This window comes from Candidatus Syntrophosphaera sp., assembly GCA_019429425.1.
GTDB lineage: Bacteria > Cloacimonadota > Cloacimonadia > Cloacimonadales > Cloacimonadaceae > Syntrophosphaera.
Genome location: JAHYIU010000089.1, coordinates 1 through 9,775 on the forward strand (window position 1 = coordinate 1; position 9,775 = coordinate 9,775).

Sequence of the window (9,775 nt, forward strand, 5' to 3'; positions counted from 1 at the left end):
TCACATGTGACGGACCTGACCTATGTGCGGCTCCAAGGCACTGACTACCTTCCTGAAATGTATTACGGCCGTTTTTCCGTTTCCTCCGCGACTGAATTGACCACCATCATCAACAAGACCCTGATGTTCGAGAAAACGACCATGCCCGACCTGGGCTATTTGGGCGACGTGGTGATGATCGCCGGGGCCGACGCGAGTTATGCCCCCACCTACGGAAACGGCCAGATCAATTATGGAACCACCCACTATTTCAATCCGGCCAACGGCATTGATTCCGACACCTACCTATATCCCGCTTCCGCCAGCAGCGACGCCCAAGTTATCGCCAATGCCAACGAAGGCCGGGGCTACATGAATTACACCGCCCACGGCAGCCAGACCAGCTGGGCTGATCCCACCTTCACCGTCACCAATGTCAACGCCATGACCAACATCAACAAGTATGGGGTCTGGGTCGGAAACTGCTGTCTGACCAACGCCTTCAACTATTCCAGCCCCTGCTTTGGTGAGGCTTTGATCCGCAAAGCAAATGGCGGCGCGGTTGCCTACATCGGCGGCACCAACAACACCTACTGGAATGAGGACTACTGGTGGGGGATAGGCTACAAAACGCCGATCCAGGCTGAGCCCCATCCCTACAGTGCCACAAGTTTGGGGACATACGACGCCATGTTCCACACCCATGCTGAAGCCTTCACCGATTGGGCCACCACCGTCGGAGAGGCCAACTATATGGGCAATCTGGCCGTTCAACAGAGTGGAAGTTCACGCACCAATTACTATTGGGAGATCTACTCCATCATGGGCGATCCTTCGCTGATGCCGTATTTTGGAGTTCCCACGGCCAACGCGGCTGTGTATCCCGGCCAGATCTACGTCGGCCAAACCACTTACGCGATCTCCGGAGCCGCCCCCCATTCCAGGATCGGACTCACGATGAACGGTGTGACCTATGGTACCGGGATCACAGACGCATCCGGTAACCTGATCCTTCCCATCACTCCGTTCACCACTGCCGGCACAGCCAAACTTGTGATCACCGCGCAAAACAAGGTCACCGTGATCGCCGATATCCCTGTCCTGGCAGCGAGCGGGCCCTTCCTGACCGTCGAAGCGGTAAACTATGATGATGACAACAACGACCAGCCTGACTACAATGAAAGCGGCTGGCTGGACGTCACTTTCAAAAACGTTGGGATCGATCCTGCCACCAACGTGAGCGCGGTCCTTTCCTGCACAACTCCCGGGATCACGATCACGGATGCCAACCATGCCATAAGCAGCCTGGCTGCCGGCGCCACGGTTCTGGCGGACAATGCCTTTTCCATAGCCATCGCCGATAACATCGCTAACGGCACTGTGGCCGCTTTCACCATCACCATGACCATGAGCGGCCAATCTCCCTGGACATACAACTTCACCAAGGAGATCAATGCCCCCGCGCTGGCTTTTGGCAACATGACGGTCAGCGATCCCAGCGGCAACAACAACGGACGCCTTGACCCGGGCGAGACCGTTTCCATCACCATGCCCCTGAACAATACAGGCGGGTCCGCGTCTCCCTCCGGAAGCGCGTTTCTAACCAGCTCCACTCCGGGGATCACCATCAACACAGGCACTGCCAATTTCCCCGCCATCTCGGCCTCAGGCGCTGCCAGCCTGTCCTTTTCCCTGACAGCGGATCCAGGAATCTCCATCGGGACAGTCGCTTCTCTGTCCTTCTCAGCCACGGCGGGGACCTATACGGCCAGCAAGACCGAAAACGTCAACGTTGGGATCATTATTGAGGATTTTGAGACGGGGAATTTCAGTTCCTTTCCCTGGATCCAGGGTACTTTTCCCTGGACCATTGACAACACCACGTCACACGCGGGAACTTATTCAGCCAAAAGCGGATTAATAACCCACAACCAATCCAGTACGCTGGAAACAACGCGTGTATTGTCATCTCCCGGCACTCTGACCTTCTGGTACAAAGTCTCTTCTGAATCCGGCTACGACTATCTGAGGTTCTATGTGGACGGAGCCCTCCAAGGAAGCTGGTCGGGAACTGTGGACTGGACCCAGGCTTCCATTGACCTCGCAACCGGAACCAGGGTGCTCAAATGGGAATACATGAAGGATGTCAGTGTCGATAGCGGTTCAGACTGCGCCTGGGTGGACGACATCATCTTCCCTGCCTCCACCGCTCCCAGCAGCTTCTATCCTCCGCAAAACCTGACTGCCATACCGGGCAATGGATTTGTCAATCTGGCCTGGCAGGCGCCTTTATTTGGAACCCCCAGCGGATACAGGATCTACCGCAACGGCTCCCTCCTGACCACAGTTTCGGGACTTAGCTATTCCGATACGAACGTGGTCAATGAAACCACCTACGGCTACTATCTGATCGCTGTTTACCCTGGCGGGCTGTCCGATACCACCGAAACAGTTACCGCCACGCCCACTGCTGTTGTCGTAACCTCAGTGATTATTGGAACCGGAACCTCCAGTAACAGCACAACAGGCGCTTGCCCCGTCAATCAATACTATCGCAGCTTACACGGACAATCGGTCTATACTGCTGCTGAACTGAATGCCCTGGGAGTTATCGGACCCATCAATATCACCCAGATAGGGTTCAACATTACCGGATTGCCAGCCCAGGCCATGCCAAACTTCGTGGTTCGCATGGGACACACCACCGCCACCAACGTGGCCTCTTGGATATCCACCGGACTCACCCAGGTATGGTCTGCAGCCTCATATCAGCCAACCGCTACTGGATACAATATGCTTACCCTCACCACTCCATTCGAATGGAACGGAACCGACAACATCGTGGTGGACACTGCCTTTGGCATGATTGGATCATGGAATTCTTCAGGTACTACCCAATATACGACAGTGACCAATGGTTACCGTTACGGCAGAAGCGACACTGTAGACCAAACGAATGTCTTTACCAGCGGGTACACCTCCACGAGCCGTCCCAACCTGAAACTGACCCTGCTTCCGAACCAGAGCGGTCCGCAGATAGAGGTCGATCCCAGTTCCATCGCCTTTGGCAATGTGGCTGTGGGGGCGAGCAGCGTTGAGCAGTTCACCATCCAGAACAGCGGAAACGAGATTCTCACCGGAACGATCAGCACTCCCAACGGATACAGCGTCGCGGAGGTTGCCCGCTCCAGCGAGTTCAACCTTTCTCCGGTCAAAAACAGCCGCAATACCCTGGGCTTCAGCATTACGCCCGGAGCGACCAAAACCTACAACCTGACCTTCGCCCCGACCGCGGCGGCTGGCTACATCGGAAACGTGGTTATCTCCAGCAACGACACGGACAATCCCACGCTGAACCTATCCGTAAGCGGAAACGGCTTCATTCCGAACAATCCGCCCACCATCGATCTGCCCGCCAGCTTCAGCTTCGATAAGAACGGAAGCCTGATTGTGGATATGGGCCTCTACACCAATGACCAGGATGGCGATCCCCTGACCCTTGATGTAACCGGAAACTCCAACGTTCTGGTAAGTATCACCGGCCTGACGGTCACTTTCACAGCCACCCAAAACTGGATCGGAACAGAGAACCTGACCTTCACCGTCAGCGACGGAGAAGCTTCTGCCTTTGACACGGTGATGGTGACCGTAAACCAAGTCTCCATGCCGGATTGGACACCTGTAACCTATCCCAACAATTCCGCCACGGTTTATGGAGTTGCCACCATTGATTGGACCTCCTGCGTTCTGAACGACGTGGTGGGCGCCTTTGTGGGCACCGAATGCCGCGGTATGGCTGAAGTGACGGTGAACGCGGGAGTTGCCTACGTCACGCTTCTGGTCAATCTTGCCTCAGAGGGCGAGACCGTCAGCTTCAAGATCTACGACTATAGCGCCGATACGGCCTATCCGGTGCTGGAAACATATGCCCTGAACTTCGGCCAGGTGATCGGGGATACGGCTCCAATCGCTATAAACGCCGTAACATCAATTGAACTGGACGCTCCCGAGGTCTCGATCGAGCCTGTATCCGGTGGCACCCGGCTCTTCTGGCCTGCGGTCGAACTTGCCAGCGAGTACCACATCTACCGCGCTTCCGAACCTTACGGGGTTTATGCCTACCTGGCCTCCTCCGCCAGCCCGGAATATACAGATCCGGAAGGCCTCGACCGGGCTTTCTACTATGTGAAGGCCATCCGGAACCTGCCCAGCAAAGGAATGCGGCAATGAAATACCTGATAATTGCCATCCTTCTGATTCTGCTCTCCCTGCCCCTCGTGGCGGGAGAGTGGAACCAATACTACTTCAGGTTCGAACTGGCCGACAAGGCCTCTCTGCAAAGCCTCACCCGGATCATATCCATCGACAACGTGAAGGGAAACTGGGTCTACGCCTATGCCAACGACTGGGAATGGGCTGAATTCTCCGCCTTGGGCTACAGAACCCAGATCCTGCCTGCCCCGTCCAGCGAATTCCCGGCCCTGATGAGCGCCAGTCAGCACCAATTGCGCGATTGGGACGTCTATCCCACCTATGACGCCTATGTTACCATGATGAACAACTTCGCCGCGACCTATCCCAATCTCTGCCAGATCATCAACGCCGGGACCACCGTCAACGGCCGCGCCATCCTTGTGGCCAAGATCTCGGACAACGTATCCAGCGAAGAAAAAGAGCCGGAAGTTCTGCTCACCAGCACGATCCACGGCGACGAAACCACCGGCTGGATAATGCTGCTGCGCCTGATCGATACCCTGCTCAGCCAGTATGGGACCGATCCGCGGCTCACCAACATCGTCAACAGCATGGAACTCTATATCGGGCCGAACACCAATCCCGACGGGACCTATTACGGCGGCAACAACACCGTAGCCAACGCCCGGCGCAACAATGCCAACGGCTATGACCTCAACCGCAATTATCCCAATTACAACGGCAGCCTGAACACCGGCCCGATCCAGCCCGAGACCCAGGCCATGATGGATTTCGCCAATGCCCACAGCTTTGTCTTCGGGGCGAATTACCACGGCGGAGCGGAAGTCGTAAACTATCCCTGGGACCACACCTACACACTCCATCCGGACAACAGCTGGTTTATCTCTTCCAGCCTCGTGTATGCTTCACTGGCTCAAGCAAACAGCCCCAGCGGCTATTTCACCGGCATCAGTTCAAACGGAATAACCAATGGCGCGGCCTGGTATGTGATCTCCGGCGGACGGCAGGATTGGATGAACTACAACCGCAACGGCCGCGAGGTCACCATCGAATGTTCAAACACCAAGATGCCCGCCGCTTCCACCATGCCCAACTATTGGAGCTACAACTACGAGGCCATGCTCAGCTATCTGGAGCAGGCCCTGCTGGGAGTTCACGGGACAGTCGTGGACGCGTACGGAGCCCCTCTGGCGGCAGAGATCAACATCGCCGGATACGACAATATCTATTCCAGCGTGGAAACCGACCCCAGCCACGGCGATTTCTACCGCTATCTGGCCCCTGGGAACTACACCCTCACTGTTTCCACCCCCGGCTACGATCCCCAACTTGTGCCCGTAACGGTCACCGCTGGCACGCAAACCACTGTCACGGTGGTCTTTGGCGAGATCGACGAGCCTCAGGAAATATACCTTGACGCGGGCTGGAACCTGATCAGCCTTAATGTGATTCCCTCTTCCAATGATGTTTCCAGCGTCTTTGCCGGGACCGGCGGACTCCTGCAGGTCAAGAACGAGGCAAAAAGCTTCGCCCCGGCGATGCCCGAGCATTTCAACACCCTGCAAAACCTGGCCCCTGGAGAAGGTTACTGGGTGAACATGAGCGCTCCGGCAATTCTGAGTGTGGCTGGCGATCCCGTTGACCCCTCCGCCACTCCGATCAGCCTGAAAGCGGGCTGGAACCTGGTTTCCTACCTGCCTGCCGCGGCCCTGCCAACCACCACCGCCCTGAACTCCATCTCCGCCTGGCTGCTGCAGGTGGATCACCTGGGCGCGCAACCCAGCACCCTGGAGCCCGGAAAAGCTTACTGGATCGAGGTTTCGCAAGCCTGCACCCTCATCTATCCGGATTAGGACGCTTCGGCGCCCCCATTATCATTACGCTATCAATACGGACTCATTACGGACTTTGTCCGTATTGAGTCCGTATTGACACCGTATTGATAAGGGGAGCCATGAGGGAAAAGCGGAATTTCCCGAAAACTGGACAGAGGCCAGAAACCTTTCAGCAGCGGACTGGAGCCAGCTTCAGCTTTCCCTTTTTCAGCAGTTCGTTGCAGTAATCCTGATACTCCTGCACCAGGCTGCGGATGAGTTCCTTCACCGTGGTGATGTTTTTCACCAGGTAGGCGTTGGCTCCGGCAAAGGCGAATCCTTCCTCGAATAATCCGTTGCGGGCGTTTTGCAGGGCGATGGCGATGCAATAGGGCGAATTGCGGTAATCGCAGGTTTTCAGGCACTTCCAGGGGCAGAGGAAAGGTTTTTTGATGCCCAGGGACACGTCTTTCAGGAACTGATTGCGGATGGCCCTGCCGGGCAGGCCGACCGGGCTGTTGATGATGACTATGTCCTCCTGCTCGCAATCCACGAACAGTTGTTTGAAGGCGGCTCCGGCGTCGCATTCCTCGGTGGCCACAAACCGCGTTCCCATCTGCACTCCGTCGGCTCCCAGCTTCATTATCTCATAGATCTGGTCACCGGAGAAGATACCTCCCGCGGCAATGACCGGAATGCACTTGCCATGCTTGGTTTCGACCTCTTTGACCGCCTCCTGGACCTGGGGCAGGATAACTTCCAGGGCGTATTCCTCATTGAAGATCTGCTCGGGCTTGAAACCCAGGTGGCCTCCGGCTTTGGGCCCCTCCACCACGATGATGTCCGGAACCCTTTTGAAATGGTCCGCCCAGAGGTTCAGGACCAGTTTGGCGGCCCTGCCGGAGGAGACGATGATGCCGATCTTGGTTTTGGCGCTTTGCAGGTATTCGAGCGTCATGGTGCTGGGAACCTTGGTGGGCAGTCCGGCTCCCAGGAAAACGATGTCGATCTCCTCCTCAAACGCGGCGCGGATCATCTCGTCAAAATCGGATATGGCCAGCATGATGTTGATCCCCAAAATGCCGGATGTCAGTTTGCGGGCGGCGCGGATTTCCTCTTTCAGGGCGGCGATGTTGGCTTCTTTGTAATTCAGGCCCAGTTCAGGATGGAGGACTCCCAGCCCCACGGATGAGATGATGCCGATCCCGCCTTCATTGGCGACCGCGGCAGCCAGTTTGGATAAAGATATCCCGACTCCCATTCCGCCTTGCAGGATGGGCAGTTTGGCAACCAGGTTGCCGATCTTCAATTGCGGTAGCGTGTGCGTCATGATAACCTCGCTTCAAGCGGGACTCATTTAAGTTCCCGTCAATGGTCAGCCGCTAAGGGCTTTTTTAATAGGGATTTACGCAAAGGCAATAATCGGGGTTGCCCTGCTCACGGCAGTTGAAGCGGGTATCAGTATAGCAACGAGGACTACCAAAATCGTGTAAATATATACAAGTATAATCTATTCAAATCCAAAGAAAAACACAGTTTTTCCATGAACAAGTTTATCCGGGCGGTTTGGAGCGCCCGGCCGGAAGGTTCAGAGAAGCCCCCAGCGCCGGCGGAACAAGAGTTCCAGGCAGAAGGCGAGGATGAACAGTGCCAGCACCCACCATTTGCGGTAGAGGGGCACGTCCTGGCGCAGGTCAAGGACCCTGCTTTGCGCGGGAAGGGGTGAAAAATCCTTTATCGAAGCGGGATTGAGCAGCCTGCCTCCGGTATCCGAAGCCAGCCAGGACAAGAGCGGAAGATTGTAGTCGAAATCCCTGGACTCGATCGAGGAATCAGCCACATTGAACCTGCCGGAGCTGCTTTCTCCGCTCACCTTGTCTTTGATCTCAAAGCGGTATTGGCCGGCCTTGTCCAAACTTAATCCGGCGGAATATTGGCCCTCGGACTGGGTCATGAAATCCCGGAAAACTTCCTTTCCATCGGCATCCAGGACCCGGAGTTCGGGATTTAGGTCCAGCCGCAGGGAACGGATGTCATCCTGGGCGCGGAGCCGCAGGTCGATCTCTTCGCCGAGGAAATAGCTGGCGTTGTGGATGGCGTTGTAGCCGCTTTCGGAGGTGTTGGCGAGCCAGGTGACGGAATTGGTGAGCAGCTTTTTGTAGCCTCCTGTCCCGCTCTGCAACTGCCATTTCCAGAGATTCAAAAATGCCAGCGAAAGCACCTTGCCGCCGGTCTGAACGCTGACGGCGATGGCGGGAGACTGTTGCGGATTGTTCATGGTCGCCAGCACTTCCGCGGTCCGGGCGGCATTCACGTAATAGTAATCCAGAGGCGGAATATCACGCAGGTCGGAACTCTCAAAACTGAGCATGGGATAGGAGGCCGCGGCCGGGCTGAGTTCCAGGAATCCCTGGTAGGATGAAGCTATATTGGACCTCTGCAGGGGCAGGATGGCGTTCAGTTCCGAGGCCGGCAAACCCTGGAAGAGGACTCCCACTCCCTTGCTGTTGTTGCGGATCACGTAATCAAGCACAGGTCCGGAGAGTTGGAGCGTGCCGTTGTTGACAAGGACGATGGCGGCCAGATTGGCCTCGGGAAGGCTGTTCAGGACCTCGTCTCCCACCATGATCCGGGTTCCCTGGACGCGGTAGTGCCCCACTTCCCAGCGCGCGTTTTCTGCCAGGGCGTCGACGATGAACTTGTTGTCCCAGGCCGGGCTGTCTGAGATCACGGCGATCCGCTGTTTATCGGCCAGAACGTCGATCGCGCCGGGGAAACTGTTGTTGTTCAGCGAGCGTTCGTTGATTCCCGGAGCGGAAATGTCCACGCTGAAAGGATAGAAGCCGGTTTGGACGAATCTGTGGGTGAAATCCACTGTGGTGGCGATCCCGTCCCTGAGCTGGACATTCTGCGAGGCGACCACCGCTCCGCCCAGGAGCAGCCTGACTGTGGCTGGTCCGTTGTAATTCAAAGAGTTCACTTCCGCGCGGATGAGGGTCGGCTCGTTGCGATAGGCCTGGCGGTTGGTGATCGTTTTGGCGATGGCCAGGTCTGCGGTCCGGGGCCTGATGGTGTCCGCGAGGGCGTAGAAAGGCGATCCGAGCTGTTTCACCTGCTGCAGTGAGGCGTCCCGGAGCCAGCCGTCGGATATCAGAACGATGCCCTTAACCTTGGTAAAATCGTGCTTTTTTGCCAATTCCTCTAAAGCTGGCATCAGAAGCGTGTTGTCCTTGTCCGTATGAAGACCTCTGGCAAAAGCGTAATCATGCAATTCATATCCCGCGGCGGCAAATTTGGCAGCCAGTTCCCTGCCCGGAATGGCCAGAACCTCTTTCTTGGGTTGGTCCCCGCTGCGCAGGTCCATGCTGCCGGAAACATCCCTGAGCACGATAACCTGTTGTTTTTCCGTGATTTGGCGCAGGTAGTAGAGGATGGGGCTGATCAAGAGCAGGAGCAGAATGGACAGGCTCAACGCGCGCAGGGCGAAAAGCAGCCAGCGCCGGCCACGCGTTATCTCCGGCTGGGTGCGGAAATAAAAGAATCCGGAGATCAGCAGCGAAACGAGTATGATGACCGCGAATTTCAGCTTCAGAACCTCAGGTTAAAGTAGCTGGCAGCGCCCAGTCCAGTTGATTTATACCCAGGCAGCACGGATTTGAAGGATTGCAGGCCGAAACCGAATTCCACCACCTTGGTCCTCAATCCCAGGCCATAGGAAACCCGCCAGGGATAATCCGCGTGACCGGTCCCGAATCCCAGGTAGAGCG

The 9,775-nt window shown here is 56.4% G+C and carries 4 protein-coding genes; 2 read left to right on the forward strand and 2 right to left on the reverse strand.

The window, feature by feature from the left end:
- Both K0B87_08380 and K0B87_08385 read left to right on the forward strand, forming a co-directional pair.
- The coding region (locus K0B87_08380; protein ID MBW6514756.1) for a hypothetical protein at window positions 1-4,209 on the forward strand (4,209 nt) is incomplete at its 5' end.
- A complete protein-coding gene (locus tag K0B87_08385; protein MBW6514757.1) occupies window positions 4,206-6,047 on the forward strand; it encodes a carboxypeptidase regulatory-like domain-containing protein in 1,842 nt (613 codons plus the stop codon). The genes K0B87_08380 and K0B87_08385, both read left to right, overlap by 4 nt.
- 151 nt (window positions 6,048-6,198) lie before the next feature.
- Here the strand turns inward: K0B87_08385 and K0B87_08390 are convergent, their stop codons facing one another.
- Window positions 6,199-7,338, reverse strand: coding sequence for a nitronate monooxygenase (locus K0B87_08390; GenBank protein ID MBW6514758.1), 1,140 nt, complete (start codon window positions 7,336-7,338; stop codon window positions 6,199-6,201).
- Between the two features lie 258 nt (window positions 7,339-7,596).
- Entirely contained in the window at window positions 7,597-9,594 is a 1,998-nt protein-coding gene (locus tag K0B87_08395; GenBank protein ID MBW6514759.1) for a hypothetical protein, read from the reverse strand.
- Between the last annotated feature and the right edge of the window lie 181 nt (window positions 9,595-9,775).